This window comes from Aquamicrobium terrae, from assembly GCF_052978165.1.
Window position 1 is genome coordinate 3,270,508 of record NZ_JBRKLZ010000001.1, and the last position, 26,315, is coordinate 3,296,822.

At 64.5% G+C, this 26,315-nt stretch carries 26 protein-coding genes and 1 pseudogene; 16 read left to right on the forward strand and 11 right to left on the reverse strand.

The annotated features are described in order from the left end of the window. Nucleotides 1–48 precede the first annotated feature (48 nt). From sufB to alaS, 9 genes are all read left to right on the forward strand, one after another. Nucleotides 49–1,563: a Fe-S cluster assembly protein SufB gene (sufB, locus tag ACVCNR_RS16100; RefSeq protein WP_447075477.1), complete on the forward strand. Its 1,515-nt coding sequence runs from the start codon at nucleotides 49–51 to the stop codon at nucleotides 1,561–1,563. A 132-nt stretch (nucleotides 1,564–1,695) separates the two neighbouring features. Further along, nucleotides 1,696–2,451, forward strand: coding sequence for a Fe-S cluster assembly ATPase SufC (gene sufC, locus ACVCNR_RS16105; protein ID WP_354192685.1), 756 nt, complete (start codon nucleotides 1,696–1,698; stop codon nucleotides 2,449–2,451). A 23-nt stretch (nucleotides 2,452–2,474) separates the two neighbouring features. Beyond that, entirely contained in the window at nucleotides 2,475–3,743 is a 1,269-nt protein-coding gene (gene sufD / locus ACVCNR_RS16110) for a Fe-S cluster assembly protein SufD (RefSeq protein WP_447075479.1), read from the forward strand. Nucleotides 3,744–3,918: 175 nt separating this feature from the next. Beyond that, the gene (locus tag ACVCNR_RS16115; protein ID WP_447075480.1) at nucleotides 3,919–5,160 is read left to right on the forward strand and encodes a cysteine desulfurase; all 1,242 of its coding nucleotides are present in this window, start codon (nucleotides 3,919–3,921) and stop codon (nucleotides 5,158–5,160) included. A gap of 5 nt (nucleotides 5,161–5,165) precedes the next feature. Further along, nucleotides 5,166–5,555: an SUF system Fe-S cluster assembly protein gene (locus tag ACVCNR_RS16120; protein ID WP_354192682.1), complete on the forward strand. Its 390-nt coding sequence runs from the start codon at nucleotides 5,166–5,168 to the stop codon at nucleotides 5,553–5,555. Nucleotides 5,556–5,653: 98 nt separating this feature from the next. Then, on the forward strand, nucleotides 5,654–6,040 hold the full coding sequence (sufA, locus tag ACVCNR_RS16125) for a Fe-S cluster assembly scaffold SufA (protein WP_447075482.1): 387 nt from the start codon (nucleotides 5,654–5,656) through the stop codon (nucleotides 6,038–6,040). A gap of 12 nt (nucleotides 6,041–6,052) precedes the next feature. After that, entirely contained in the window at nucleotides 6,053–6,397 is a 345-nt protein-coding gene (locus ACVCNR_RS16130; protein ID WP_354192679.1) for a TfoX/Sxy family protein, read from the forward strand. A gap of 218 nt (nucleotides 6,398–6,615) precedes the next feature. Next, entirely contained in the window at nucleotides 6,616–7,692 is a 1,077-nt protein-coding gene (recA, locus tag ACVCNR_RS16135; RefSeq protein WP_354192678.1) for a recombinase RecA, read from the forward strand. A gap of 262 nt (nucleotides 7,693–7,954) precedes the next feature. Next, nucleotides 7,955–10,621: an alanine--tRNA ligase gene (gene alaS / locus ACVCNR_RS16140; protein WP_447075484.1), complete on the forward strand. Its 2,667-nt coding sequence runs from the start codon at nucleotides 7,955–7,957 to the stop codon at nucleotides 10,619–10,621. A 327-nt stretch (nucleotides 10,622–10,948) separates the two neighbouring features. Here alaS and ACVCNR_RS16145 read toward each other — a convergent pair whose 3' ends face one another. The 4 genes from ACVCNR_RS16145 to ACVCNR_RS16160 form a co-directional block, all read right to left on the reverse strand. Next, complete coding sequence (locus ACVCNR_RS16145) at nucleotides 10,949–11,677, reverse strand: class I SAM-dependent methyltransferase (RefSeq protein ID WP_447075718.1); 729 nt, start codon at nucleotides 11,675–11,677, stop codon at nucleotides 10,949–10,951. A 193-nt stretch (nucleotides 11,678–11,870) separates the two neighbouring features. Further along, the gene (gene aqpZ, locus ACVCNR_RS16150) at nucleotides 11,871–12,557 is read right to left on the reverse strand and encodes an aquaporin Z (RefSeq protein WP_447075485.1); all 687 of its coding nucleotides are present in this window, start codon (nucleotides 12,555–12,557) and stop codon (nucleotides 11,871–11,873) included. 320 nt (nucleotides 12,558–12,877) lie between these two features. Next, the gene (locus ACVCNR_RS16155; RefSeq protein WP_354192672.1) at nucleotides 12,878–14,089 is read right to left on the reverse strand and encodes an NADP-dependent isocitrate dehydrogenase; all 1,212 of its coding nucleotides are present in this window, start codon (nucleotides 14,087–14,089) and stop codon (nucleotides 12,878–12,880) included. A gap of 147 nt (nucleotides 14,090–14,236) precedes the next feature. After that, nucleotides 14,237–14,773 (reverse strand): AAA family ATPase, encoded by a 537-nt coding sequence (locus ACVCNR_RS16160; RefSeq protein WP_447075719.1) that lies wholly within the window; start codon nucleotides 14,771–14,773, stop codon nucleotides 14,237–14,239. Nucleotides 14,774–14,924: 151 nt separating this feature from the next. Between ACVCNR_RS16160 and ACVCNR_RS16165 the strand changes: the two genes are divergently transcribed. Genes ACVCNR_RS16165 through ACVCNR_RS16175 form a run of 3 tightly spaced genes read left to right on the forward strand, consistent with a single transcriptional unit; the run spans nucleotide 14,925 to nucleotide 16,832 of the window. Then, nucleotides 14,925–15,803, forward strand: coding sequence for an RNA methyltransferase (locus ACVCNR_RS16165; protein WP_447075487.1), 879 nt, complete (start codon nucleotides 14,925–14,927; stop codon nucleotides 15,801–15,803). After that, nucleotides 15,796–16,596, forward strand: coding sequence for a glutamate racemase (gene murI, locus ACVCNR_RS16170; RefSeq protein WP_447075488.1), 801 nt, complete (start codon nucleotides 15,796–15,798; stop codon nucleotides 16,594–16,596). The genes ACVCNR_RS16165 and murI overlap by 8 nt, the downstream gene beginning before the upstream one ends. 47 nt (nucleotides 16,597–16,643) lie before the next feature. Continuing rightward, nucleotides 16,644–16,832: a DUF3008 family protein gene (locus ACVCNR_RS16175; RefSeq protein WP_354192668.1), complete on the forward strand. Its 189-nt coding sequence runs from the start codon at nucleotides 16,644–16,646 to the stop codon at nucleotides 16,830–16,832. A 3-nt stretch (nucleotides 16,833–16,835) separates the two neighbouring features. On the opposite strand, the pseudogene ACVCNR_RS16180 reads toward ACVCNR_RS16175, so the two are convergent. Beyond that, a pseudogene (locus ACVCNR_RS16180) lies at nucleotides 16,836–17,472 on the reverse strand (NAD(P)-dependent oxidoreductase). Between the two features lie 143 nt (nucleotides 17,473–17,615). Between ACVCNR_RS16180 and ACVCNR_RS16185 the strand changes: the two are divergent. The 3 genes from ACVCNR_RS16185 (at nucleotide 17,616) to ttcA (ending at nucleotide 19,915) form a co-directional block, all read left to right on the forward strand. Beyond that, entirely contained in the window at nucleotides 17,616–18,068 is a 453-nt protein-coding gene (locus tag ACVCNR_RS16185; protein WP_447075489.1) for a winged helix-turn-helix transcriptional regulator, read from the forward strand. A 230-nt stretch (nucleotides 18,069–18,298) separates the two neighbouring features. Next, nucleotides 18,299–18,916: a 30S ribosomal protein S4 gene (rpsD, locus tag ACVCNR_RS16190; protein WP_354192664.1), complete on the forward strand. Its 618-nt coding sequence runs from the start codon at nucleotides 18,299–18,301 to the stop codon at nucleotides 18,914–18,916. 135 nt (nucleotides 18,917–19,051) lie between these two features. Next, entirely contained in the window at nucleotides 19,052–19,915 is an 864-nt protein-coding gene (gene ttcA / locus ACVCNR_RS16195) for a tRNA 2-thiocytidine(32) synthetase TtcA (RefSeq protein ID WP_447075490.1), read from the forward strand. Between the two features lie 8 nt (nucleotides 19,916–19,923). Here ttcA and ACVCNR_RS16200 read toward each other — a convergent pair whose 3' ends face one another. Together ACVCNR_RS16200 and grxD are read right to left on the reverse strand one after the other, a co-directional pair. After that, nucleotides 19,924–21,123: a multidrug effflux MFS transporter gene (locus ACVCNR_RS16200; RefSeq protein WP_354193043.1), complete on the reverse strand. Its 1,200-nt coding sequence runs from the start codon at nucleotides 21,121–21,123 to the stop codon at nucleotides 19,924–19,926. Nucleotides 21,124–21,378: 255 nt separating this feature from the next. Continuing rightward, complete coding sequence (gene grxD / locus ACVCNR_RS16205) at nucleotides 21,379–21,714, reverse strand: Grx4 family monothiol glutaredoxin (protein ID WP_354192662.1); 336 nt, start codon at nucleotides 21,712–21,714, stop codon at nucleotides 21,379–21,381. A gap of 240 nt (nucleotides 21,715–21,954) precedes the next feature. Between grxD and ACVCNR_RS16210 the strand changes: the two genes are divergently transcribed. After that, entirely contained in the window at nucleotides 21,955–22,656 is a 702-nt protein-coding gene (locus tag ACVCNR_RS16210) for a phosphodiester glycosidase family protein (protein WP_447075492.1), read from the forward strand. 3 nt (nucleotides 22,657–22,659) lie between these two features. Here the strand turns inward: ACVCNR_RS16210 and ACVCNR_RS16215 are convergent, their stop codons facing one another. From ACVCNR_RS16215 to ACVCNR_RS16230, 4 genes are all read right to left on the reverse strand, one after another. Then, entirely contained in the window at nucleotides 22,660–22,893 is a 234-nt protein-coding gene (locus ACVCNR_RS16215) for a BolA family protein (protein WP_354192660.1), read from the reverse strand. Between the two features lie 13 nt (nucleotides 22,894–22,906). Further along, entirely contained in the window at nucleotides 22,907–25,129 is a 2,223-nt protein-coding gene (gene purL / locus ACVCNR_RS16220; protein WP_447075493.1) for a phosphoribosylformylglycinamidine synthase subunit PurL, read from the reverse strand. A gap of 84 nt (nucleotides 25,130–25,213) precedes the next feature. After that, complete coding sequence (locus ACVCNR_RS16225; RefSeq protein ID WP_354192657.1) at nucleotides 25,214–25,795, reverse strand: hypothetical protein; 582 nt, start codon at nucleotides 25,793–25,795, stop codon at nucleotides 25,214–25,216. 65 nt (nucleotides 25,796–25,860) lie between these two features. Further along, complete coding sequence (locus ACVCNR_RS16230; RefSeq protein ID WP_447075494.1) at nucleotides 25,861–26,277, reverse strand: hypothetical protein; 417 nt, start codon at nucleotides 26,275–26,277, stop codon at nucleotides 25,861–25,863. Nucleotides 26,278–26,315 lie beyond the last annotated feature (38 nt).

Sequence of the window (26,315 nt, forward strand, 5' to 3'; positions counted from 1 at the left end):
AGTTTGAAAACTGTCGGGCCTTGCCCCCGATAAGGATGGAGAACGCCTATGCCTGCAGTGCAGGAGACGATCGATCAAGTCCGCGAGATCGACGTCGATCAGTATAAATATGGATTCGAGACGGAAATTGAGACCGATAAGGCACCCAAGGGCCTTACCGAGGACATCATCCGTCTGATCTCGGAAAAGAAGCAGGAGCCGGAGTGGATGCTCGAATGGCGGCTGGAGGCGTTTCGCCGCTGGCTGACCATGGAGGAGCCCAGCTGGGCCCGCGTTTCCTATCCGAAGATCGACTTCCAGGATATCCACTACTACGCCGCGCCGAAGAATCAGGCCGGCCCGAAGTCGCTCGACGAGGTGGACCCGGAACTGCTGCGCACCTACGAGAAGCTCGGCATTCCGCTGCGGGAGCAGGAAATCCTCGCCGGCGTGCAGAAGCCCGTCGCCGACAATGACGAGGCGAGCGACAATGTCTATGCCTCGGGCCGCGTCGCGGTCGATGCGGTGTTCGATTCCGTCTCCGTCGTCACCACCTTCAAGGAAGAGCTGGCCAAGGCCGGCGTCATCTTCTGCTCGATCTCGGAAGCGATCCGCGAGCGTCCGGAACTGGTGCGCAAATATCTCGCTTCCGTCGTGCCGGTGAGCGACAATTTCTATGCGACGCTGAACTCGGCCGTCTTCACCGACGGGTCGTTCGTCTACGTGCCCAAGGGTGTGCGCTGCCCGATGGAGCTGTCGACCTATTTCCGCATCAACGAGAAGAACACCGGCCAGTTCGAGCGCACGCTGATCATCGCCGAGGAGGGCGCCTATGTGTCCTATCTCGAGGGCTGCACCGCACCTCAGCGCGATGAGAACCAGCTTCACGCGGCGGTGGTCGAACTGATCGCACTCGACGATGCCGAGATAAAGTATTCGACCGTCCAGAACTGGTATCCGGGCGACGTCGAAGGCAAGGGTGGCATCTACAACTTCGTCACCAAGCGCGGCGATTGCCGCGGCGCGCGATCCAAGATCTCGTGGACGCAGGTGGAGACGGGCTCGGCCATCACCTGGAAATATCCGTCCTGCATCCTGCGCGGCGACGACAGCCAGGGCGAGTTCTACTCGATCGCCGTTTCCAACGGCTATCAGCAGATCGACAGCGGCACCAAGATGATCCACCTCGGCAAGAACACCAGGAGCCGCATCATCTCCAAGGGCATCGCCGCCGGCTTCTCGCAGAACACCTATCGCGGCCAGGTCTCGGCCCACCGTAAGGCCACCAATGCGCGCAACTTCACCAACTGCGACTCGCTGCTGATCGGCGACCAGTGCGGCGCACACACCGTGCCCTACATGGAAGCCAAGAACGCGACCGCCCAGTTCGAGCACGAAGCCACGACCTCGAAGATTTCCGAGGACCAGAAGTTCTACGTCATGCAGCGCGGCATTCCCGAAGAGGAAGCCATCGCGCTCATCGTCAACGGCTTCGTCAAGGACGTCATCCAGGAACTGCCGATGGAGTTCGCCGTCGAGGCGCAGAAGCTCATCGGCATCTCGCTTGAAGGTTCGGTCGGCTGACCGTCGAAAAGCATGTCGCCCGAAAGTGGAGACCGGTTTCGGGACAACGACATGCGAAAGAACAAGGACTGAAAGCACGCAAGGCGGTTTCGGAGACCGCAACGGGCTTTGGAAGAAATTCAGGAAGAACAAATGCTTGAGATCAAGAACCTGCATGCCCGCATCGCCGAGGATGGCACCGAGATCATCCGCGGGCTGAACCTGACGGTGAAGGCCGGCGAGGTCGCCGCCATCATGGGCCCGAACGGCTCCGGCAAGTCGACGCTGTCCTACATCCTCGCCGGGCGCGAGGACTATGAGGTGACCGAGGGCGACATCCTCTACAACGGCGAATCCATCCTCGAGATGGACCCGGCCGAGCGCGCCGCCTCCGGCATCTTCCTCGCCTTCCAGTATCCGATGGAGATACCGGGCGTCGCCACCATGGAATTCCTGAAGGTGGCGATGAACGCGCAGCGCAAGGCGCGCGGCGAGGAGCCGCTGAAGATTCCGGAATTCCTGGCCCGCGTGAAGGAGGCTGCCGGCACGCTCAACATGGACATGAGCATGCTGAAGCGCCCGCTCAACGTCGGCTTCTCCGGCGGCGAGAAGAAGCGCGCCGAAATCCTGCAGATGAAGCTGTTGCAGCCGAAGCTGTGCGTGCTCGACGAGACCGATTCCGGCCTCGACATCGATGCGCTGAAGATCGTGGCCGATGGGGTGAATTCGCTGCGTTCGCCCGACCGCGCCTTCGTCGTCATCACCCACTACCAGCGCCTGCTGGAGCACATCGTGCCCGACAGCGTGCATGTGCTCTACAAGGGCCAGGTGGTGAAATCCGGCGACAAGTCGCTGGCGCTCGATCTCGAAGCCAACGGTTATGCCGGCATAATCGGCGAAGCCGCCTGAGGCGCGAAGGTGAGGTGAATGCAATGAACGTACATGCAACCCCACAGCGCACGCCGGCCGAGACGGCCCTGATCGAGGCGTTCGGCGAACGCCTCGGCCTTCTGCCGGGCGACGGCGAGGTGACGGTGCGGCGCGACAACGCCATCGAGGCGATCAAGGCCGGGCTTCCGACCCGCCGCGTCGAGACCTGGCACTACACCGACCTGCGCCGCCTGCTGAGCTCGGTCCCGGCTTTCGAGGCGCAAACGGCCCTGAAGGCGCTGGAACCGATCCTGAAAGGTTCCGGGCTGGTCACGCTGGTCGACGGCAAGGTCGCGGGCGCGCCCGCGCTGTCCGAGGGCGTGTCCTTCGCGCCGCTTGCCGAACAACTGGCTGACGGCTCCTTCGCCGCCTCGCTGGAAACCTACGGCAGGGACGACGCCGTCGGCGCGATCAATGCCGCCTTCGTTGCCGACGGCATTTCGCTCGACATCGCCGAGGGCACCGAGCTGGAAAAGGCCATCGAGCTGCAGAATCTGCAGGCCGGCGGCCAGAGCCATGTGCGCCTGGCGGTCAATGTCGGCGCGGGTTCCCGTGCGGTGATCGTGGAGCGCCAGTCGGGCGAGGGTGCCGGGCTTGCCACCTCGGTCAGCCAGCTCGATGTCGGCGACGGCGCCGAGGTCACGTGGCTGATCGTGCAGGAGCAGCCCGAGACCGCGCAGTATCTGGCCCAGTTCAAGGCCGTCATCGGCAAGGACGCCAAGCTCACCCTGTTCGTCATGAACGCGGGCGGCAAGCTGGTGCGCCAGGAAGTGCTGGTCAAGGTGGCGGGCGAAGGCTCGGATTTCCAGTTGCGCGGCGTCAACCTGCTCGCCGGCGACAGCCACACCGACGTGACCATGGTGCTCGACCATGCCGTGCCGCATACCGGCTCGGTGGAAGTCGTGCGCAATGTGGTGACCGGCAAGGCGCATGGCGTGTTCCAGGGCCGCATCAATGTGCATCAATATGCGCAGAAGACCGATGCCCGCATGGCCTGCAACACGCTGCTGCTGTCCGACGACGGCGAGTTCTCGACCAAGCCGGAACTGGAGATCTTCGCCGACGACGTGGCCTGCGGCCATGGCGCCACGGTGACCGAGATCCACGGCGACCATCTCTTCTACCTGATGTCGCGCGGCATTGACGAGAAGTCGGCGCGCGGCCTGCTGGTGAAGGCGTTCGTGGCCGAGGTCATCGAGGAACTGGAGAACGATCAGATCGTCGAGGCGCTCGAAACCCGGCTCGACCACTGGTTCGCCACGCACGGCTAGAGCATTTTGCAGCCAGACGGAATCGTCTGGCGTGCATAAATGCGGCTGGAAAACCAAGCTGGAGCAGCGGCTCGCGTTCGTCAGAACTTCCGCTGCTCCAGGAACCGTACATGCTGGATTTCCCCCTCTCGATGACGAGGGGGAGGCCTTCGCGATCAAGTGCGAGACTTTGACCATGGACCAGACAGTCGCCGACAAGCCCTATGACGTCGAGGCGATCCGCCGCGACTTCCCGATCCTTGCCCGGCAGGTGCATGGCAAGCCGCTGGTCTATCTGGACAACGGGGCATCGGCACAGAAGCCGCAGCCGGTGCTGGACGTCATCCAGCACGCCTATTCCCACGAATACGCCAACGTGCATCGCGGCCTGCATTTCCTTTCCAATGCGGCGACCGATGCCTATGAGAAGGCGCGCGAGAGCGTTCGCCGCTTCCTCAACGCGCCGTCCACCGACAACATCGTCTTCACCTCGAACTCGACCGCCGCCATCAACACCGTGGCCTATGGCTTCGGCATGCCGAACATAGGCGAGGGCGACGAGATCGTGCTGTCGATCCTCGAGCATCACTCCAACATCGTGCCCTGGCACTTCATCCGCGAGCGGCAGGGCGCCAGGCTGGTGTGGGTGCCGGTCGACGATCTCGGCGCGCTGCATCTGGAAGATTTCGAGAAAAGCCTGACCGACCGCACGAAGCTGGTCGCCATCACCCACATGTCCAATGCGCTCGGCACGGTCACGCCGATCAGGGAAATCTGCCGCATTGCGCATGCGCGCGGCATTCCGGTTCTGGTGGACGGCAGCCAGAGCGCGGTCCATATGCCCATCGACGTGCAGGAGCTCGATTGCGACTTCTTCGTCTTCACCGGCCACAAGGTCTATGGCCCTTCCGGCATCGGCGTCCTCTACGGCAAGAAGGAGCGGCTGGAGGCGATGCGCCCCTTCATGGGCGGCGGCGAGATGATCGAGGAGGTGACCGAGGATATGGTCACCTACAACGCTCCCCCGCACCGCTTCGAAGCGGGCACGCCGCCCATCGTGCAGGCGATCGGGCTGGGTGCGGCGCTCGACTACATGGACGGCATCGGGCGCGAGCGTATCGCCGCCCATGAGGCCGAACTGACCGCCTATGCCCATGAACGGCTGCGGGGCATCAATTCGCTGCGCTTTTTCGGCGAGGCGCCGGGCAAGGGCGCCATCGTCTCCTTCGAGTTGCAGGGCATCCATGCGCATGACGTGTCGATGGTCATCGACCGCCAGGGCGTTGCCGTGCGCGCCGGCACGCATTGCGCCCAGTCGCTGTTGAAACGCTTCGGCGTCACCTCCACATGCAGGGCATCGTTCGGCATGTACAACACCAGGGCCGAAATCGACGTCCTGGCCGAGGCGCTGGAGAAGGCGCGGAAATTCTTCGGGTGATGGATATGGACGATACGACCGCGATTGAAACCGGTGGGCAAGGGCAGGTCGAAACCCCTGCAAGCCCCTCCTCCATTTCGGACGACGAACTGGCACGGCTGACCGACGACATCATTTCGGCGCTGAAGACCGTCTACGACCCGGAAATCCCCGCCGACATCTACGAGCTGGGGCTGGTCTACCGCATCGACATCGAGGACGACCGCACCGTCAAGATCGACATGACGCTGACCGCGCCGGGCTGCCCGGTGGCGGGCGAAATGCCGGGCTGGGTGCAGAACGCAGTGAGCGCGGTGGAGGGCGTTTCGGGCGTCGAGGTCAACATGACCTTCGATCCGCCATGGACGCCGGATCGTATGTCGGAAGAGGCGCAGATCGCCGTCGGTTGGTATTGAGCCCCCGGCGCGGCCCTTGCGGCGGCGGCGAAACTCCACCATCTTAATGTTGGAATCATCCGGCAGGCCTTTAACCTGCATGGCTTGGAGAAAGTAGCATGGCACGCTTTGCCGTCATTTTGGTGACAGACAGGGCCGCGGAGCGCGTTCGCGAGATCGTTGCCACGCGCGAAGGCGCACACGGCGTCCGCGTCGGCGTCAAGAAGGGCGGCTGCGCGGGCATGGAATACACCGTCGACCTGGTCAGGGAGCCGAGCCCGACGGACGACCATGTCGAGCATGGCGGGGCCAATGTCTACGTTGCCCCCGAAGCGGCGCTGTTCCTGCTCGGCACCGAGATGGATTTCGAGGTCACCAAGCTGCGCACCGGCTTCGTGTTCCGCAATCCGAACCAGTCTTCCGCCTGCGGCTGCGGCGAATCGGTGGAACTGAAGCCGGCCGACCTCAAGGCGCTGGCCGAGGCCCGTGCCGCCGCCGGGGCCTGAAACGCTTCCTGCATGGATGACGAGCGCATAGAAGAACTCTTCGAGGGGCTCGGGCCGGTCAGCGTGCGCCGCCTGTTCGGCGGCAAGGGCATCTACCATCGCGGCGTGATCGTCGCCATCGTGCTGCGCGGCGAGTTGATGCTCAAGGCCGATGCGGCAAGCGCCCCCGATTTCGCGGCTGCCGGTGCCCGGCAATGGACCTATCGCGGCCGGGGGAAGGGCAGGGAGGTGGCCATGCCCTACTGGACCGTACCGGAAGCCGCGCTCGACGATCCCGACGAGATGACCGGGTGGGCGCGCAAGGCCTATGAAGCCGGTCTGCGTGCCGCGGCGCGCGACGGCGAGGCGTCACCCTGAACCTCACAGCGCCGATTCGCGCCGCTGCTCCCGTTCATGCTCCACGGCCGCGCATCATCATGTCGCCATGGGTATGAGACAAAAATAGAACACATATAATATAGGCGAATAAAATCAGTATATTAACCTCTCTTGCCAAATTGGAACAAAAGAGGTACAAAAATGTGAGCGGTCAACGAATTGTCCGTCTATCATTGACGACCAAAGGGTGCTGTATCATGGCTCAGAATTCATTACGGCTTGTAGAGGACAATTCGGTGGACAAATCAAAGGCTCTGGACGCTGCCCTGTCGCAGATCGAGCGCGCCTTCGGCAAGGGCTCGATCATGCGCCTGGGCGCAAACGAGCAGGCGGTCGAGATCGAAACGGTATCGACCGGCTCGCTCGGCCTCGACATCGCACTTGGCGTCGGCGGCCTGCCGCGCGGCCGCATCGTCGAGGTCTACGGCCCCGAAAGCTCGGGCAAGACGACGCTGGCGCTTCACACGGTGGCGGAAGCCCAGAAGAAGGGCGGCATCTGCGCCTTTGTCGATGCCGAGCACGCGCTTGATCCGGTCTATGCCCGCAAGCTCGGGGTCGATCTGGAGAATCTGCTGATCTCGCAGCCCGACACCGGCGAGCAGGCGCTGGAGATCTGCGACACGCTGGTGCGGTCCGGCGCGATCGACGTGCTGGTGGTGGACTCGGTCGCCGCGCTCACGCCGCGCGCCGAAATCGAGGGGGAGATGGGCGATTCCCTGCCCGGCCTCCAGGCCCGCCTGATGAGCCAGGCGCTGCGCAAGCTGACGGCCTCGATCTCGCGCTCCAACACCATGGTCATCTTCATCAACCAGATCCGCATGAAGATCGGCGTCATGTTCGGCTCGCCCGAAACCACGACCGGCGGCAATGCGCTCAAGTTCTACGCCTCGGTGCGCCTCGACATCCGTCGCATCGGCTCGGTCAAGGACCGCGACGAGGTGGTCGGCAACCAGACCCGCGTCAAGGTGGTCAAGAACAAGCTTGCCCCGCCCTTCAAGGTGATCGAGTTCGACATTATGTATGGTGAGGGCGTGTCGAAGACCGGCGAACTGATCGACCTCGGCGTCAAGGCCGGCGTGGTCGAGAAGTCGGGGGCGTGGTTCTCCTACAACTCCCAGCGCCTCGGCCAGGGTCGCGAGAACGCCAAGCAGTTCCTGCGCGACAATCCCGATACGGCGCGGGAGATCGAGATGGCGCTTCGCCAGAATGCCGGCCTGATCGCGGAAAAATTCCTCGAGAATGGCGGCTTCGAGGCGGAAGCCGGCGAAGGCTGATCTTCGGAAGTTGACGGGAAAGCCGGTCCTTCCGGCAGGCAGTCGTGCTAAAGATGGATCGCTGGCTCCTTGTGGGCCGGCGATCCTGCTTTTCGGGCCGGTTTGAGGGCACGGTCGTGCTGTCTTGGGTCGATCCGGCGTCAATGCCGCCGTCCAGGCATCGGGGCGCGTCCCTCATTCTGGACAGGGTGCGGGCCGACCGCTAAAAGGCGGTGTTTTCCACGCTGGCGTCGCCGGCGTTTTCTGAACAAAGGCATCTTTCATGAGTGGCGTGAACGAGATCCGGTCGGCATTCCTCGACTACTTCCGCAAGGAGGGCCACGAGGTCGTTGCCTCCAGCCCGCTGGTGCCGCGCAACGATCCGACGCTGATGTTCACCAATGCCGGCATGGTGCAGTTCAAGAATGTCTTTACCGGGCTGGAGACGCGCCCCTACAACCGCGCCGCCACCTCCCAGAAATGCGTGCGCGCCGGCGGCAAGCACAACGACCTCGACAATGTCGGCTACACCGCCCGCCACCACACCTTCTTCGAGATGCTGGGCAATTTCTCCTTTGGCGACTACTTCAAGGAGCGCGCCATCGAGCTTGCCTGGAACCTGATCACCCGCGAATTCGGACTGGCCAAGGACCGTCTTCTGGTTACCGTCTACCACACCGACGACGCGGCCGCGGATTTCTGGAAGAAGATCGCCGGCCTGCCGGACGAGAAGATCATCCGCATCCCGACCAGCGACAATTTCTGGGCGATGGGCGATACCGGGCCCTGCGGCCCGTGCTCCGAAATCTTCTACGACCATGGCGATCACATCCCCGGCGGCCCTCCCGGCAGCCCGGACGAGGATGGCGACCGCTTCATCGAGATCTGGAACCTCGTCTTCATGCAGTATGAGCAGCTGACGAAGGAGGAGCGCATCGAACTGCCGCGTCCGTCCATCGACACCGGCATGGGCCTGGAGCGCATCGCCGCCGTGCTGCAGGGCGTGCACGACAATTACGACATTGACCTGTTCAAGGCGCTGATCCGCGCTTCGGAGGAGGCGACGGGCGTGCCGGCCACGGGTGCGAACCGGGCCAGCCATCGCGTCATTGCCGACCATCTGCGCGCCTCGTCCTTCCTGATCGCCGATGGCGTGCTGCCCTCCAACGAGGGCCGTGGCTATGTGCTGCGCCGCATCATGCGCCGCGCCATGCGTCATGCGCAGCTTCTGGGCGCGAAGGAGCCGTTGATGTGGCGGCTCGTTCCGGCGCTGGTGCGCGAGATGGGGCAGGCCTATCCCGAACTGGTGCGGGGCGAAAAGCTGATCGCCGAGACGCTCAAGCTTGAGGAAACCCGTTTCCGCAAGACGCTGGCGCGCGGCCTTACCCTGCTCAACGACGCGACTGAAAGCCTCGGCAGCGGCGGCAGGCTGGATGGCGAGACGGCGTTCAAGCTCTATGACACCTATGGCTTCCCGCTCGACCTGACACAGGACGCGCTGCGCCAGCGCAACATCGCCGTCGATCTCGACGGCTTCAACGCGGCGATGGAGCGCCAGAAGGCCGAGGCCCGCGCCAATTGGTCCGGGTCCGGCGAGGCGGCGACCGAGGCGGTATGGTTCGGCGTCCGCGAGAAGGCCGGCGCCACCGAATTCCTCGGCTACGACACCGAGCAGGCCGAAGGCATCGTCCAGGCGCTGGTGCAGGAGGGCAAGGAAGTCGAAGCGGCGGCGGCAGGGCAGCAGGTGGCCGTGGTCGTCAACCAGACGCCCTTCTACGGCGAATCCGGCGGCCAGATGGGGGACACAGGCACCATTTCCGGCGAAGGTTTCTCCATCGCGGTCGAGGACACCCTGAAGAAGGGCGAGGGCCTTTTCGTGCATGTCGGCAAGGTCGTGAAGGGCACGGTGAAGATCGGCGCGGCGGTCGATCTGAAGGTCGATCACGCCCGCCGCAGCAAGCTGCGCTCCAACCATTCCGCCACGCACCTCATCCATGAGGCGCTGCGCGAGGTGCTGGGCACCCATGTCGTCCAGAAGGGCTCGCTGGTGGCGCCGGACCGGCTGCGCTTCGACTTTTCCCACAACAAGGGGATCTCGCCCGAGGAGTTGGAAGAGGTCGAGCGCATGGCCAATGAGATCGTCGTCCAGAACGGGCCGGTGACGACCCGGCTGATGTCGGTCGACGACGCCCGCGCCGAGGGCGCCATGGCGCTGTTCGGCGAGAAATATGGCGACGAGGTGCGCGTCGTTTCGATGGGGACGGCACTGCATGGCGAAAAGGCCAACCGGCCCTATTCGATCGAGCTGTGCGGCGGCACCCATGTCAACGCCACCGGCGATATCGGCCTGGTGCGCATCGTGTCGGACAGCCCGGTTGCCGCCGGCGTGCGCCGTATCGAGGCGCTGACCGGGGAAGCCGCGCGTCAGTATCTGGACGAGCAGGAGCGGCGGCTGAAGTCGGCCGCTTCGGTGCTCAAGGTCTCGCCCGCCGAGGTGCCGGCCCGCGTCGAGGCGCTGGTCGAGGAGCGCCGCAAGCTGGAGCGCGAGCTTGCCGAGGCGCGCCGCAAGCTCGCGCTCGGTGGCGGCAGCGCCGCCGGTGCGGGTTCGGAGATCAAGGAGATCGATGGAACGAAATTCCTCGGCAAGGTGGTCGAGGGCGTGTCGCCGCGCGATCTCAAGTCGCTGGCCGATGACGGCAAGAAGTCCGTGGGCTCCGGCGTGGTCACCTTCGTCGGGGTCGGCGAGGACAGCAAGGCCAGCGTCGTAGTCGCGGTCACCGACGACCTTACGGCCCGGTTCTCTGCCGTCGATCTGGTGCGCAAGGCTTCTGCCGCGCTCGGTGGGCAGGGTGGCGGCGGCCGTCCCGACATGGCGCAGGCCGGCGGCCCGGACGGTGCCAAGGCCGAAGCGGCGTTGCAGGCTGTGTCGCAGGCCCTCGCCTCGGCCTGATCGCGGGGCGTTTCGCCGGGCGGTGCGGTTTTGCAACTGCCGCACCGCAAGGCAGAACAGATTGGCGCATCCGGCCTACGCGGGTCGCGATCTTTCAGGTTCGCCGCTTGCGCCTGAAGTTGTTGTCTTTACGTCTGTCATAGTCCCGAAAGCGGCCCTTACCCTTACCCTGCTTGCGGAAAAAGAGCCTCGACAGGGAGATGAGGAGCAAGACTATCTCAATCTGAATCGCTGTGGCTGGCGCGGTTTCCGTTCGATCGCAGCTCCATGGGATTCGGCACAGCCTGCCGGCCGTCTCCAACGCGCACCAAACACCCCAGCCTCAGGTCATTTTCCGGCGGAGACGATCAGCATCATCGGCCGTTCGATCTCATCGGCAAGGTCGGGTTGCCTCTCCAACTCCTCTGGCGTCGGCGACCATTCGACGAGCCGCTGGATCGCGAAGCCGGCGTCGATCAGCGTGTTCAAGGTCGTCGCCAGCCTGCGGTGATATTTCAGCACGCCCTTCGCAAACCAGTCGGTGCGCCGCTCGCCTTCCACGGCGTAGTGGTCGACCGGCCAGGTGCGGCCGCCATCCGGCGCGGAGAGCCATCCCGGCCGGGTGGAGGCCATGTAGATCGGATGCTCGATGGTGAAGACGAAACCCGCTTGCGGCCGCAGCGAGCGGAAGATCGTCCCGGCCAGCCGCCCGAAATCCTCGACATAGTGGAACGCCAGCGAGGAATAGGCGAGATCGAAGGCTTCGTGCGGCAGGTCCAGTGTTTCCAGATCGGCCCGCTGGTAGCGGATTGCCGGGTCCGTCGTCTCGGTCCTCGCCCTGGCCAGCATGTTTTCGGACAGGTCGATGCCGAGAACCGAGGCCGCGCCCTGTGCTTTCGCCCAGCGCGCGAACCAGCCGAAGCCACACCCCAGATCGACGACATGCCTGCCGGCAAGGCCGGGAAGCAACCCACGGATGGCGGGCCATTCCGGCGCGCCGTCGAGGCCGTGGACGGAGCGCGCCAGCCCGCTATAGCCTTTGAAGAATTCCGGCTTGTCGTAGACGTTTTGTGCCAATCCGCTCTCCATGAGGTTTCCCGAAACATCCGGATACGCTTGATCCTGTCCCGGCTGATGGCAGGTATAACACAATTGCCCGCATCCCCGGCTTGCGGGGGTGCGGGCATATCAGCAATATGAGCGGTGCCGGTTGTGGCGTGCAGGCCGGAACAGGCAGCCGCGCTGCCGCCTGTTCCGTTGAGCGCTTCTTCTACTCGTCGGCGTAGATGGCCTTCCAGATCACAGCGCCGATGGCGCCGCCGATGATCGGCGCCGCCCAGAACAGCCAGAGCTGGCCGAGCGCGCCGGTTTCGGCGAACAGGGCAACGCCGGTCGAGCGGGCGGGATTGACCGAGGTGTTGGTGACGGGGATCGACACCAGATGGATCAGCGTCAACGTCAGGCCGATGGCCAGCGGCGCGAAGCCGGGGGAGGCTTTGGCCGTGGTGGTGGCAAGAATGATGAAGATGAAGAAGGCGGTGAGCACCACTTCGATCACCAGTGCCGACAGTAGCGGATATTTTCCGGCCGAAAGCTCGCCATAGCCGTTGGAGGCGAAGCCGCCCGCGGCAAAGCCCGGCTGGCCCGAGGCGATCACGTAGAGGACCGCCCCCGCCACGATGGCGCCGACCACTTGCGCGATGATGTAGCCGATCAGGTCGCTGGCAGGCATCCGTCCGCCGACCGCCATGCCGACGGAAACGGCCGGGTTGAAGTGGCCGCCGGAAAAGCGGCCGACGGCATAGGCCATGGTCACGACGGTGAGGCCGAAGGCGAGCGCGACGCCGAGCAGGCCGATGCCGACTTCGGGAAATGCCGCGGCAATCACAGCCGATCCGCACCCGCAAAACACCAACCAGAATGTACCGAAGAATTCGGCTGCCAATTTCTGTGGCATGGTCCCTCTCCATGAATTGGGAGCATCGGCCACAGGTGGTTCTTCGAGTCCCTGGAAACCGATACTCGAACGAACACCGAAAAAGGCAAGGCTGCGTGCGCTGTCCCCCGCATCACAACCTGGCCGAGTTTAGACTACCGTGAGTCGTGCCCGGGCGAAAGCGGGCCCTGCGAGTGGGCGCGGGACTGCCGAGCAGCAAAAAAGAAAGGGCGGTTTCCGTATCGGAAAACCGCCCTGACTGTTTTCGAGCGGCGGCTGCCGCTGCACTCAAAATTTATCGGCCGGCCATCGTGCCATGGGAACGGACGGCCGAAATGGCGTCAGGCCATCGCCTTTTGCAGGTTCTCGTCGACCTTGTCGAGGAAACCGGTGGTCGACAGCCACGGCTGGTCGGGACCGATCAGCAGCGACAGGTCCTTGGTCATGAAGCCGCTCTCGACGGTCTGGATGCAGACGCGCTCCAGCGTCTCGGCGAAGCGCTTCAGTTCGGCGTTGTCGTCCAGCTTGGCGCGGTGGGCGAGGCCACGCGTCCAGGCGAAGATGGAGGCGATGGAGTTGGTCGAAGTCTGCTCGCCCTTCTGGTGCTGGCGGTAGTGGCGGGTCACCGTGCCGTGCGCGGCTTCCGCCTCCACGGTCTTGCCGTCCGGCGTCATCAGCACCGAGGTCATCAGGCCGAGCGAGCCGAAGCCCTGGGCCACCGTGTCGGACTGCACGTCGCCGTCATAGTTCTTGCACGCCCATACATAGCCGCCGGACCACTTAAGCGAGGAGGCGACCATGTCGTCGATCAGGCGGTGCTCGTACCAGATCTTGCGTTCCTTGAACTGCGCCTCGAACTCCTGCTCGTAGACCTCCTGGAAGATGTCCTTGAAGCGGCCGTCATAGGCCTTGAGGATGGTGTTCTTGGTGGACAGATAGACCGGATAGTTGCGCAGCAGGCCGTAGTTCAGCGAGGCGCGGGCGAATTCGCGGATCGATTCGTCGAGGTTGTACATGGCCATGGCGACGCCGGAGCCGGGCGCGTCGAACACTTCGTGCTCGATGGTCTGGCCGTCTTCGCCGACGAACTTGATGGTCAGCTTGCCCTTGCCCGGGAAGCGGAAGTCGGTGGCGCGGTACTGGTCGCCGAAGGCATGGCGGCCGACGACGATCGGCTGGGTCCAGCCGGGCACCAGGCGCGGCACGTTCTTCATGATGATCGGCTCGCGGAAGATGGTGCCGCCGAGGATGTTGCGGATCGTGCCGTTCGGCGACTTCCACATCTTCTTGAGCTTGAATTCCTCGACGCGCGCCTCATCCGGCGTGATGGTGGCGCATTTCACGCCCACGCCGTGCTTCTTGATGGCGTTGGCGGCGTCGATGGTCACCTGGTCGTTGGTGGCGTCGCGGTGCTCGATGCCGAGATCGTAATATTCGAGGTCGAGGTCGAGATAGGGGTGGATCAGCTTGTCTTTGATGAACTGCCAGATGATGCGGGTCATCTCGTCGCCGTCGAGTTCGACGACCGGGTTCGCCACCTTGATCTTCGCCATGAAACTGCCTCGTCTTGGAAAAAAATGCCTTGCCGGAACGGTAGGGCGTTGGGGATGCGCCCCTATACCAAAGCAAGCGAAGGTGCGCAAACGAACACAGCGTTCCTGATGGGGTCTGATTTTCGGTGCGTGCGCTCTATCCGCGCTCTATGGATTGAGACGAAACTCACCGCTCGTGAGCGCCCTGCGTACGGCTTCCAGGATCTCCTGCCTGCCAAGCCCGGCGGTGTCGATCCGGTGGCTGTCCAGCCTGTCCAGTTGCGAGAACTGGCTGTGCAGGGCGCTGATCGGCATGGGGTCGGTCAGCGTCTCGCCGCCGCGCAACTGGCAGCGCCTTATCGCCTCGTCGAGATCGGGACGCAGCACGATATAGTGGAGGGGATGGCGGACAGCGTTGAATGCGGGCAGGAACCATGGGCCTATGATGCCGTCGATCACCACGAAATAGCCGCCATCGGCATAGCTTTCGGCAGCCGCGCAAAGGGCGTTCATCACCACTTCGTTCTGCCGGTGTGCTTCCGGCAGGTAGGGCGGGACGGACCCGTTTCTTATGAAGTGCCAGAAATCGTCGGCATGGAGATGCACCGCCGGCTGGCCGCAGCTTTCGACGAGGCTGCGCGCGGTCGTCGTCTTTCCCGCGCCGGGCGTGCCCGTGAGGATGAGGAGCTGTCCGGAAAGATCGATCATAAGGGAATGATCGCCTCGCCTCCGCAGGAGGTCAAGCGCGCCCCCGAGCGACGCCATCTCCCGTCGCCGGGCCATGGGGGAGCTTCAATTTCGCGGCCGGATGTGTCAGGGACAGCAAAAAGCCGCAAAGCGAAATGCATTGAAGCCCATGCCGTCCCCAGAACACCTTTCCAATTCCCCTGTCGTCGGTCCGGTCATCGTCCTCGTCGAGCCGCAGCTTGGCGAGAATATCGGCATGGTGGCGCGCGCCATGGCCAATTTCGGCCTCAGCGAATTGCGGCTGGTCAATCCGCGTGACGGCTGGCCGAGCGAGAAGGCGCGGGCCGCGGCCAGCAAGGCGGACCATGTCATCGATGCGGTGCGGGTGTTCGACGACCTGCCGGCCGCGATCGCCGACCTCAATTTCGTCTTCGCCACCACGGCGCGGGCGCGCGACGGCTTCAAGAAGGTGGCGGGGCCGGTGGAGGCGGGCAGGGCGCTGCGGGCGCGCTGCACGGATGGCCAGCGCACGGGCATCCTGTTCGGGCGCGAACGTTTCGGCCTCAACAATGACGAGGTGGGCATGGCCGACGAGATCGTGACCTTCCCGGTCGATCCCGGCTTCGCCTCGCTCAACATCGCGCAGGCCGTGCTTCTGATGTCCTATGAGTGGATGAAGTCCGGCCTCGAGGACGAAACCCGGACCAATTTTTCCGGTCCGGACATGCCGCCTGCCACCAAGGCGGAGCTGTTCGGCCTGTTCTCCCATCTGGAGGCGGCGCTGGAGGCGCGGGGCTATTTCCGTCCGGCGCAAAAGAAGCCGAAGATGGTCGACAATCTGCGCTCGGTTCTCACCCGCGCCGGCTTTGCCGCGCCGGAACTGCGCGTGCTGCGCGGGGTGATCGCCTCGCTGGACTATTTCTCGCCGAAGGAACCGCGCGGCGTCGGCTATCCCGAGCGCAAGGCGCGCGCCGACCGCGACCTGCATGCGGCGAGCGACGACGAGGCCGGGACGGGGCAGGAGCGCAAGGAGCCCGACGATGGCTGAACAGCCGATCCTGATGTTCGATTCCGGGGTCGGCGGGCTCACCGTGCTGCGCGAGGCGCGGGTGCTGATGCCGGACCGCCGCTTCGTCTATGTGGCCGACGACGCCGCCTTTCCCTACGGGGCATGGGAGGAGCCGGCGCTGCGGGCCCATATGCTCGACCTGTTCGCCGTCCTTCTGGAGCGTTACCGGCCGGAAATCTCGGTCATCGCCTGCAACACGGCCTCCACGCTGGTGATCGACGATTTGCGCCGGCGCTTTCCCGGTCACCCCTTTGTCGGCACCGTGCCGGCGATCAAGCCCGCCGCCGAGCGCACCCGCTCGGGGCTGGTTTCGGTGCTGGCGACGCCGGGAACGGTGAAGCGGCAGTATACGCGCGATCTCATTCGTCAGTGGGCCAGCAAGTGCCATGTGCGGCTTGTCGGGTCCGAGCGGCTGGCCTCGCTCGCCGAGGTCTATATGCGCGACGGCTTCGTCGACGAGGAGCAGGTGAAGGCCGAGATCGCCCCGTGCTTCGTGGAGCAGGAGGGCAGGCGCACCGACATCGTGGTGCTGGCCTGCACCCATTATCCGTTCCTGGCCAACCGCATGCGCAAGACCGCGCCCTGGCCGGTGGACTGGCTCGATCCGGCCGAGGCGATCGCACGGCGGGCGCTGTCGCTGGTCGATGGCCGCCCGCGCCCGCTGGAGTCCGCGAACGGTGGCGAGCCGGACATTGCGGTGTTCACCTCGGGAAAGCCGGACTTTGCCGCGCGCCGGCTGATGCAGGGTTTCGGGCTCACCGTCGCGGTTTGACGGAACATGCGGGCCTGCCGGCCGTTTCTCCGCAAAGGAGAAGACCCATGCCCGCCAAATCCAAAGCCCAGCAGAAGGCCGCCGGTGCCGCCCTTTCGGCCAAGCGCGGCGAGACGCCCAAGAGCAAGCTCCGGGGCGCCTCGAAGGAGATGTACGAATCCATGAGCGAGAAGCAGCTCGAGGAATTCGCCGAGACCGATCGCAAAGGCCTGCCTGAAAAGAAATCGAAGGACTAGCCTTCAATATCCCAGCGTGAAGCGCTTGCCGGTGTGCTTCGGCGTTTCCGCCTCGTCGAGCAACGCCACGGCCAGGTCCTCCACCGAAATGCGGCTCACCCTTGTCGTCCACCACCGGATGGTCGTCTCCGAGCCGGAACCTGGCGGTGCGCTCGCCGGGCACGAGGTTGATGGCCGGCGACACGAATGACCATTGCAGGCCGGTTTCCTTTCGAAGCGCTTCCAGCGTGTCGCGCGCGGCCAATGCGCCCTCCTTGTATTCGGCCGGAAACTGCGGCGAATCCACGAGCTGGCTGCCGTCGGGCGCCAGCAGGCTGCCCGCGCCGCCGACCACGATCAGACGCACGCCGGCGGCCTTGGCGGCATCGGCGATCGCCTTCGAGCCGGCGAGGTGCTTCGCGTAGATGTCGGGATCGCCCCAGCCGCCGTTGAAGGTGGATATGGCGACGTCATGGCCGGCAAGCAGCGAGGCCAGCTTCCCGGGGTCGGTGGCATCCGCGGCGACGGCCGTGACGCCGGACTGGCTGGCGATCTTGCCCGCGTTGCGGGCGATGGCGGTGATCGTGTGCCCGCGCGAGGCCGCTTCCTTGAGCACGGCGCTGCCGACGTAACCGGACGCGCCGATGATTGCGATTTTCATGAGTAGTCTCCCTGGCTGTGCCGGTCGGAAATCCGAAATAGGTATTTTTGATAATCAGGTTATGATAAGTAACCAGATAGCCCGAATACAGAATCGGGAAAAGAGCGCATGATTTTGTGCGCAGGTTACCTCGGAGGAACCGCATGAACGCCCTTGCCGGAAACGCCGCGGCATCATCTGACAGCGAAGGCGAGGCGCCGGCGTCGCTGCTTCAGGCTTCGCCCGGCTTCGAGGCCGAGGAGGGCGGCGGCTGCCCGATCCGCGAGGTTCTGGACCGGGTGGGCGACACCTGGAGCCTGCTGGTCATCATCAATCTCCAGCCGCGCCCGATGCGCTTCAATGCGCTGCGCCGCTCCATCGAGGGCATATCGCAGCGCATGCTGACGGTGACGCTGCGTTCGCTGGAGCGCGACGGGCTGGTTAGCCGCACCGTACGCCCGACCACGCCGCCGGAAGTGGAATATGCGCTGACCGCCCTCGGCCGCTCGATCGCCGTGCCGATCGGCGCGCTGGGCGATTGGGCCGCCGAAAACAGGGCCGCGCTGCGGGCGGCGCGCGCGGCTTTCGACGGGGTCCAGCCGGCTGCCGGAAAATGACCATGCCATGGCGAAGGGGCGCTTTTGCTTGACAGGGCGCGCCGATCCCTCTAGTGGAAGCCGCGAAGCACCGGGCCGCAAGCCCGGTTGTTTCGTTTGACGTGTCCCGTGGATGGTCCGCCGCTTTGCGCGGACGATCCTGTCAGGTCTCGAAAACGGAGGCCAGAGGAGGGCGCGTTTCCTTCCCCACGGCCATGGGGCCGCGGGTATTTTGTTTGAAAGGGAATGCGATGAGCAAGCGCGAATCCGCTAAGTACAAGATTGACCGCCGTCTTGGCGAAAACATCTGGGGCCGCCCGAAGTCCCCGGTCAACCGTCGCGAATACGGCCCCGGCCAGCACGGCCAGCGCCGCAAGGGCAAGCTGTCCGACTTCGGCCTGCAGCTCCGCGCCAAGCAGAAGCTGAAGGGCCACTACGGCGACATTTCCGAGAAGCAGTTCCGCAAGACCTACGAGGAGGCCAACCGCCGCAAGGGCGACACCTCCGAGAACCTGATCGGCCTGCTGGAGTCGCGCCTCGACGCCATCGTCTACCGCGCCAAGTTCGTGCCGACGATTTTCGCCGCCCGCCAGTTCGTCAACCACGGCCATGTCAACGTCAACGGCCGCCGCGTGAACATCGGCTCCTATCGCTGCAAGGCCGGCGACGTCATCGAGGTGCGCGAGAAGTCCAAGCAGCTCACCATCGTTCTGGAAGCTGCCGGCCTCGCCGAGCGCGACGTGCCGGACTACATCGAAGTCGATCACAACAAGATGGTCGCCACCTATGCCCGCGTTCCGAGCCTCTCGGACGTGCCCTATGCGGTGCAGATGGAACCGAACCTGGTGGTCGAGTTCTATTCGCGCTGATCCGGCTGCGATTTCGAAATGCAAAGGCCGCCTTCGAGGCGGCCTTTTCTTTTGCGAAGAATCCGAAACCTGATTTCACTTGGCCGCCCGATGGTCTAATCCGGGCATCCGCAAAACCTTAAGGCACGCTGGCCAATGGATATGCCGACGCTTACCGAAGACACAGAAGCCGGGTCCGGTTGCCATCCGCTGTTCGCGTCGGTGCCGTCCTCGGTGGAGTTCAACAAGCTGCGCAAGCGCCTGCTGCGCCAGGCCCGGCAGACAATCGACGATTTCGCCATGGTGAAGCCGGGCGAACGCTGGCTGGTGGCGCTGTCGGGCGGCAAGGATTCCTACGGGCTTCTGGCGCTGCTGCTCGACCTGAAATGGCGCGGCCTGCTGCCGGTGGATCTGCTGGCCTGCAATCTCGACCAGGGGCAGCCGAATTTCCCCAAGCACATCCTGCCCGATTACCTCAATGCCAACGGCATTGCCCACCGCATCGAATACCAGGACACCTATTCGATCGTCACCGACAAGCTGCCGGAAACCAGCACCTACTGCTCGCTTTGCTCACGGCTGCGGCGCGGCCATCTGTACCGCATCGCGCGGGAGGAGGGCTGTTCGGCGCTGGTGCTGGGCCATCACCGCGAGGATATCCTGGAGACCTTCTTCATGAACCTGTTCCATGGCGGCCGCCTTGCCGCCATGCCGCCCAAGCTGCTCAACGACGAGGGCGACGTGATGGTGCTGCGGCCGCTGAGCTTCTGCGCGGAGGCCGATCTGGCGAAATTCGCCGCCGCCATGCGCTTCCCCATCATCCCCTGCGACCTGTGCGGCAGTCAGGACGGTCTCCAGCGCAACCTGATGAAGGCGATGCTCGACGATGTCGAGAAGAAGATGCCCGGCCGCAAGGACACGATGATCCGGGCACTGGCCAATGTGCGCCCCTCGCATCTGCTCGACCGCAGCCTGTTCGACTTTGCGGGGCTGAACCTCGGCGGTTCAGCCCCGCATTAAGCCCGCGATCAGACCGGCTTGTTGTGCGGCTGGAACAGCTTGCCGCGCTCGGCGATCAGAACGAACACCAGGCCCATGGCCGCGACGCTGACGAAGCCGGCGGCAAGCGGCGTCGTGGTGCCGTTGAAGGCCTGGCCGATCAGGGCGCCGATGGTGCCGCCTCCGGCGGTGCCCATGAAGCCCAGCACCGAGGATGCCGTGCCCGCGACGTGGCCGAGCGGTTCCATGGCCAGCGCGTTGAAGTTCGAGCCGATGAGGCCGAACTGGAACATGGCCAGCGCGAATAGCAGCAGGAACAGCGGGAACGGGATGGTGCCGAACAGCGACAGGACGAACCAGATGCCGCTGACCGTCATGAAGCCGATCAGCGCGGTGTGCGAGAGCCGGCGCATGCCGAAGCGGCCGACGAGGCGCGAGTTCAGGTAGGACGACAGTGCCATGAAAGCCGCCACGGCGGCGAAGGCCACCGGGAACATGGTGCCGAGGCCGTAGATGCCGACATAGACCTGCTGCGCCGAGTTGATGAAGCCGAACAGCGAACCGAAGATGAAGGTGCTGGCCAGCGTGTAGCAAAGCGCCACCCGGTTGCCGAGCACGATGCCGAAAGCCTGGCCGATCGAGCGCAGGTTGAACGGGCGCTTGTCGGCAGGATCGAGGGTCTCGGGCAGGCGTAGCGCCATCCACGCCGTCACGGCAATGCCGGCGAACGCCATGAACACGAAGATCAGGTGCCATTCGCCGAACAGCATGATGACCTGTCCGGTGCCCGGCGCAATGACCGGAACGATCATGAACACCATCATCACCAGGGACATGGCTTCCGCCATCTGCCGCCCGCCGAACACGTCGCGGATGATGGAGACGGTGATGACGCGGGTGGCTGCCGAGCCGATGCCGTGCAGGACGCGCATCGCCAGCAGGCTGGCGAATGTCGGCGCGATCGCCCCGGCAAAGGCCGCCGCGATATAAATGCCCAGACCCACCAGCATCGGGCCGCGGCGGCCGAAGCGGTCGGCAAGGGGGCCGTAGGCGAGCTGGGCAATGGCAAAGCCCAGCAGGTAGGCGGAAATGACATACTGGCGGTGGTTTTCGCTTTCCACACCGAGGCTGGCACCGATTTCCTGCAAGCCCGGCAGCATGATGTCGATGGCGAGCGCATTGAGCGCCATCAGCATCGCCATCATGGCGATGAACTCCATCTTGCCCATGCCCATCAGCCTGGGCGGTACCGTTTTAACGGTGGCGTCCATAGGGTTACCTTTAAAAGAATGGGCGATTCCGGCAAGCCGGCAGTGTGGCTTTGCGCCGGGAACCGCAGGGTTTCAAACAGGGCGATTCCGGCACAACACGGAGCAATCTCCACCCGGAATCGCGGGACTTCAAAGAGCAGCAAAGGCGCTGGGGGCACCAGCGCCTTTGTCCGATATATGCGGCGCTACCGTGGCAGCGCAGGAAGAAACAGGTCAGGCGGCGCCTTTGACCTTGATGCCTTTCTCGTCGAAGAAGGATTGCAACTCGCCGGCCTGGAACATCTCGCGCACGATGTCGCAGCCGCCCACGAACTCGCCCTTGACGTAGAGCTGGGGAATAGTGGGCCAGTTGGAGTAGTCCTTGATGCCCTGGCGCAGCTCGCTGGAATCGAGCACGTTGATGCCCTTGTAGTCGACGCCGACATAGTCGAGAATCTGCACCACTTGCCCGGAAAAGCCGCACTGCGGGAAGCCCGGCGTGCCCTTCATGAACAGGACCACGTCGCTGTTCTTGACTTCGTTGTCGATGTAATCGCTGATTCCGCTCATGGCCATTCCTTTCGGGCCTGGGGAAGTCAGGCCGCAAACCTGCTACTCAAATAGCCCCGAGTGCGTTTCGAAACAAGACCGCTTCGGCCGGCCTTGTCGGGAAGCGGAAGGACTTATCTCCGAAAACACGATGAAAGCATGAGAAAAATGTCACTCGCGGCAGCGACCGTCGCTTTGCTTGCCATTGGCCTGGGGGTCGCGTGGTGGTTGCGGCCGGCAAGGCCGCCGGCGCCTCCTCCGGTGGCTTCCGTTCCCCTGCCGGCCCCTTGCGGCGATGTGGCTTTCGAGGGTGTGGTGCATATCGTGTGCGTGCTCGATCCGGCCGCCTACGACGTGCGTGTTGCCTACGCGGATGCGCGCGGCAGGCCCTTCGGCTCGGTCGCGGCTTTCGATGCGGCGATGGCCGGGGAGGGCGGTCAGCCGCTGCTGTCCATGAATGGCGGCATGTACCACAAGGACCTTACACCGGTCGGGCTGCTGGTGGAGGACGGGCGCGAGAAGGTCCCTCTCAACCTCGAGGACGGCGAGGGCAATTTCTTCATGAAGCCCAACGGCGTGTTCATGATCGGCCGGGACGGACGCGGCACCGTGATGGAAGCTTCGGCGTATGAGCGGGCGGCGCAGGACGCGCTCTATGCCACGCAGTCCGGCCCCATGCTGGTCATCGACGGTGAAATCCACCCGCGTTTCGAACCGGATGGCGCATCGCGCCACATCCGCAACGGTGTCGGCATCGACGGCAAAGGCCGCACCGTGCTTGCCGTTTCGCGCAAACCGGTCAGCCTCGGCAGTTTCGCCCGGCTGTTTCGCGACGAACTGGGATGCCGCAACGCGCTGTTCCTCGACGGCGCCATATCGACGCTGACCGGCAGCGGCAAGGTCGTTATCGGCGGCAAGCATCCGGCCGGGCCGATTCTGACCGTCTTCGAGAGAAAGCAGTAAGTCTCAGTCCGGCGCGCTGGTCTGCAGGGCCAGCGCGTGCAGCACGCCGCCCATGTTGCCCTTCAGGGCATCGTAGACCATCTGGTGCTGCTGGACGCGGCTCTTGCCACGGAAGCTCTCGGCGACCACCTCGGCTGCATAGTGGTCGCCGTCGCCGGCGAGATCGCGGATCGTGACCTGGGCGTCAGGAATGCCTTCCTTGATCAGCCTCTCGATCTCGCGTGCATCCATTGCCATGTCGTTTTCCCTGTCAGGTACCCATGAAGCGCGGGAACCACGATTCGTGCGTGGCCACCAGTTCTTCAACCGATATGGCATGCGCCTGCCCAAGTTTCAATTCGGCGCCGCCGGTCGTGCCGAGGAGGTGAACGGCGATGCCGAGCTTTTCCTGTTCGGCGGCCAGCGCCTGCCATTCGGCGCTGTCGGGCTGGATCGCGAGGGTGACGAGATAGCGGCCCTGATCCTCGCCGAAGAAGGCCGGGACCGGGTCGTCGGCAGGGGCGGACACGGTCGCGCCGATGCCGGAAGCCATCGCCATTTCGGCCAGGCCCACGGCAAGGCCGCCGTCGGAAAGGTCGTGGCAGGCGGTGACGACGCCGGATGCGATCAGATCGCGCACATGGTCGCCGACGCGCTTTTCATGGGCGAGGTCGACCGGCGGCGGCGGGCCGTCGGTGCGGCCATGCACGTCGCGCAGATAGATCGATTGGCCCAGATGCGTGCCCCAGTTCTCCGGCGCGCCGACGAGCAGGATGGGCTGGCCTTCGGCCGCGAAGCCGATGCGCGCCATCTTCTGCCAGTCGCCGAGCAGGCCGACGCCGCCGATTGTGGGGGTGGGCAGGATGCCCTGGCCGTTGGTCTCGTTGTAGAGCGAGACGTTGCCCGAAACGATGGGGAAGTTGAGTTCGCGGCAGGCCTCGCCGATGCCCTTGATGGCATGAACGAGCTGGCCCATGATTTCCGGCCGCTCGGGATTGCCGAAATTGAGGTTGTCGGTGGCCGCCAGCGGCAGCGCGCCAGTGGCGGTCAGGTTGCGCCAGCATTCGGCCACGGCCTGCTTGCCGCCTTCATACGGGTCGGCCTCGCAATAGCGCGGCGTGACGTCCGAGGAGAAGGCGAGCGCCTTGCTCTCATGGCCTTCCACGCGCACCACGCCGGCATCGCCGCCCGGCCGTTGCAGCGAATTGCCCTGGATCATGGTGTCGTACTGTTCCCACACCCAGCGGCGCGACGACAGGTCCGGCCCGCCGAGCATCTTCAGCAGAGCATCGCCAATATCGGCCTTCGGCACGTCGTTGGCGGCGAGCGGCGCTGGCTTGACCGGCTCCACCCAGGGGCGGTCATATTCGGGCGCCTGGTCGCCCAGGTCCTTGATCGGCAGGTTGGCGACTTCCTCACCCTGATGGAGGACGCGGAAGCGCAGGTCGTCCGTGGTGTGGCCGACGATGGCGAAGTCGAGGCCCCATTTGATGAAGATCGCCTCGGCTTCCTTCTCCTTTTCGGGGCGCAGCACCATGAGCATGCGCTCCTGGCTTTCCGACAGCATCATCTCATAGGCGCTCATGCGCTCCTCGCGCACCGGCACCTTGTCGAGGTCGAGCTCGATGCCGAGGTCGCCCTTGGCGCCCATCTCGACGGCGGAGCAGGTAAGGCCGGCCGCTCCCATATCCTGGATGGCGATGACCGCCCCCGACGCCATCAGCTCGAGGCAGGCTTCCAGCAGACACTTTTCCGTGAAGGGATCGCCCACCTGTACGGTGGGGCGCTTCTCCTCGATGGAATCGTCGAACTCGGCCGAGGCCATGGTGGCGCCGCCGACGCCGTCGCGGCCGGTCTTGGCGCCGAGATAGACGACCGGCAGGCCGACGCCCTTTGCCTCGGAGAGGAAGATGCCGTCCGTCCTGGCGAGGCCGGCGGCGAAGGCGTTGACAAGGATGTTGCCGTTGTAGCGGGCGTCGAAATTCACCTCGCCGCCGACGGTTGGCACGCCGAAGGAATTGCCGTAGCCGCCGACGCCGGAGACCACGCCGGCCACCAGATGTCGGGTCTTGGGATGGTCTGGCTCCCCGAAGCGCAGCGCGTTCATGGCCGCGATCGGCCGCGCGCCCATGGTGAACACGTCGCGCAGAATGCCGCCGACGCCGGTCGCCGCGCCCTGATAGGGCTCGATATAGGAGGGGTGGTTGTGGCTCTCCATCTTGAAGACCACGCAATCGCCGTCGCCGATGTCGACCACGCCGGCATTCTCGCCGGGCCCCTGGATGACGACGTCGCCCTTGGTCGGCAGGGTGCGCAGCCACTTCTTCGAGGACTTGTAGGAGCAATGCTCGTTCCACATGGCCGAGAAGATGCCGAGCTCGGTGAAGGTCGGCTCGCGCCCGATGAGGTCGAGGATGCGCTGATATTCGTCCGGCTTCAGCCCATGCGCGGCGATAAGCTCGGGAGTGATCTGCACGGTGTTGGGAATGGTCATCGGTTCCTGGGCTCGGCTTCGGGGCTGGGATCGCCTGCGCGGCAGCGATCGAGGCATTCAGTTAAGCATTGGCACCGCAGTAAGTCAGGTGCGTCGGTAAATCCAGATCGAACAGGCAAGCGAGTAGCAATAGGCCAGCATTTCCAGCATTTCCTCGATGCCTTCATAGCGCCGGTGCTCGGCGAACTCGGCCACCAGTATGATGACGAAGGCCACGCCGAGCGGCCAGAACACGAAGCTCCAGCGCGGCTTCAGCGCATCCATGAAGTCCTTGCGCCGGATGAACAGCAGCACCGCCATGATCGCGGTCATGATGGCGGAAAGCGTATATTTGGCCGGAGCGGTCATGCAGACGCCGCCGGGATAGAAGGGGCTGTCGCAGCGCGGCGTCTCGCGCATCGCGGCATGCAGGAGGATATAGGCGACCGGTATGCAGATGAAGGCCACCGGACCCCGGCTGCGCCATGCCCGCGCGGCAAACACCAGGGCCACGAGGCAAAGCACCACGGTCTGGCTGCCCTCCACCGGGCCGTTTTCGACGAACAGGAACCCATCCATATCGGTATGGAATTCCGCCCAGTATCCCGCCACTGCCGCAAGGATCGACAGGGCAATCCCCCAGCCGATCCATGTTGGCGGGTGGGGATAGCGGATGGTCTGCTGCACTGTACTTCCTGCCGGTATTCTGGGGCCGGCAAATCTGCCGGGCCGTTGCGAAAAATGCCTGTCGGCTATGCCGCGGCGGCACAGGACGAATTGCCGCCTTGCCAGCGCGCGATGTCGGCACTGATGCGCGCGCCCAGCGCCTCGCCCATCAGCGGCCCGAACACGTCGACGCGGCTGGAATTGCCGGTTGCCTGCACCACCAGCAGCGGCTTGCCGCCATAGTGCCTGGCCGGAACCAGCAGGAAGCGCGGCGTACCGCCGAAATTGTTCAGCTCATTGGCCATCTGGTAAGGCCGGAAAGCCGGGTCCTTGCTGGCGATCCAGCATTTGTGCGCGGCGGTCGCCACCTGCTCCATGGTGCGCAGCGCGGCACTTTTCCCGGCCGGCTGCGAGGTGCCCTTGGAGCCGGACTGGCAGGAGGCGAGGGCAAGACCGGCAACCGCAAGGGCCGCAAACCTGAAGCTCATGGAGATAGCTGTCATTCGCCTGCCTGTCTCGAAGCTGCAAACTCTGTCAGTGG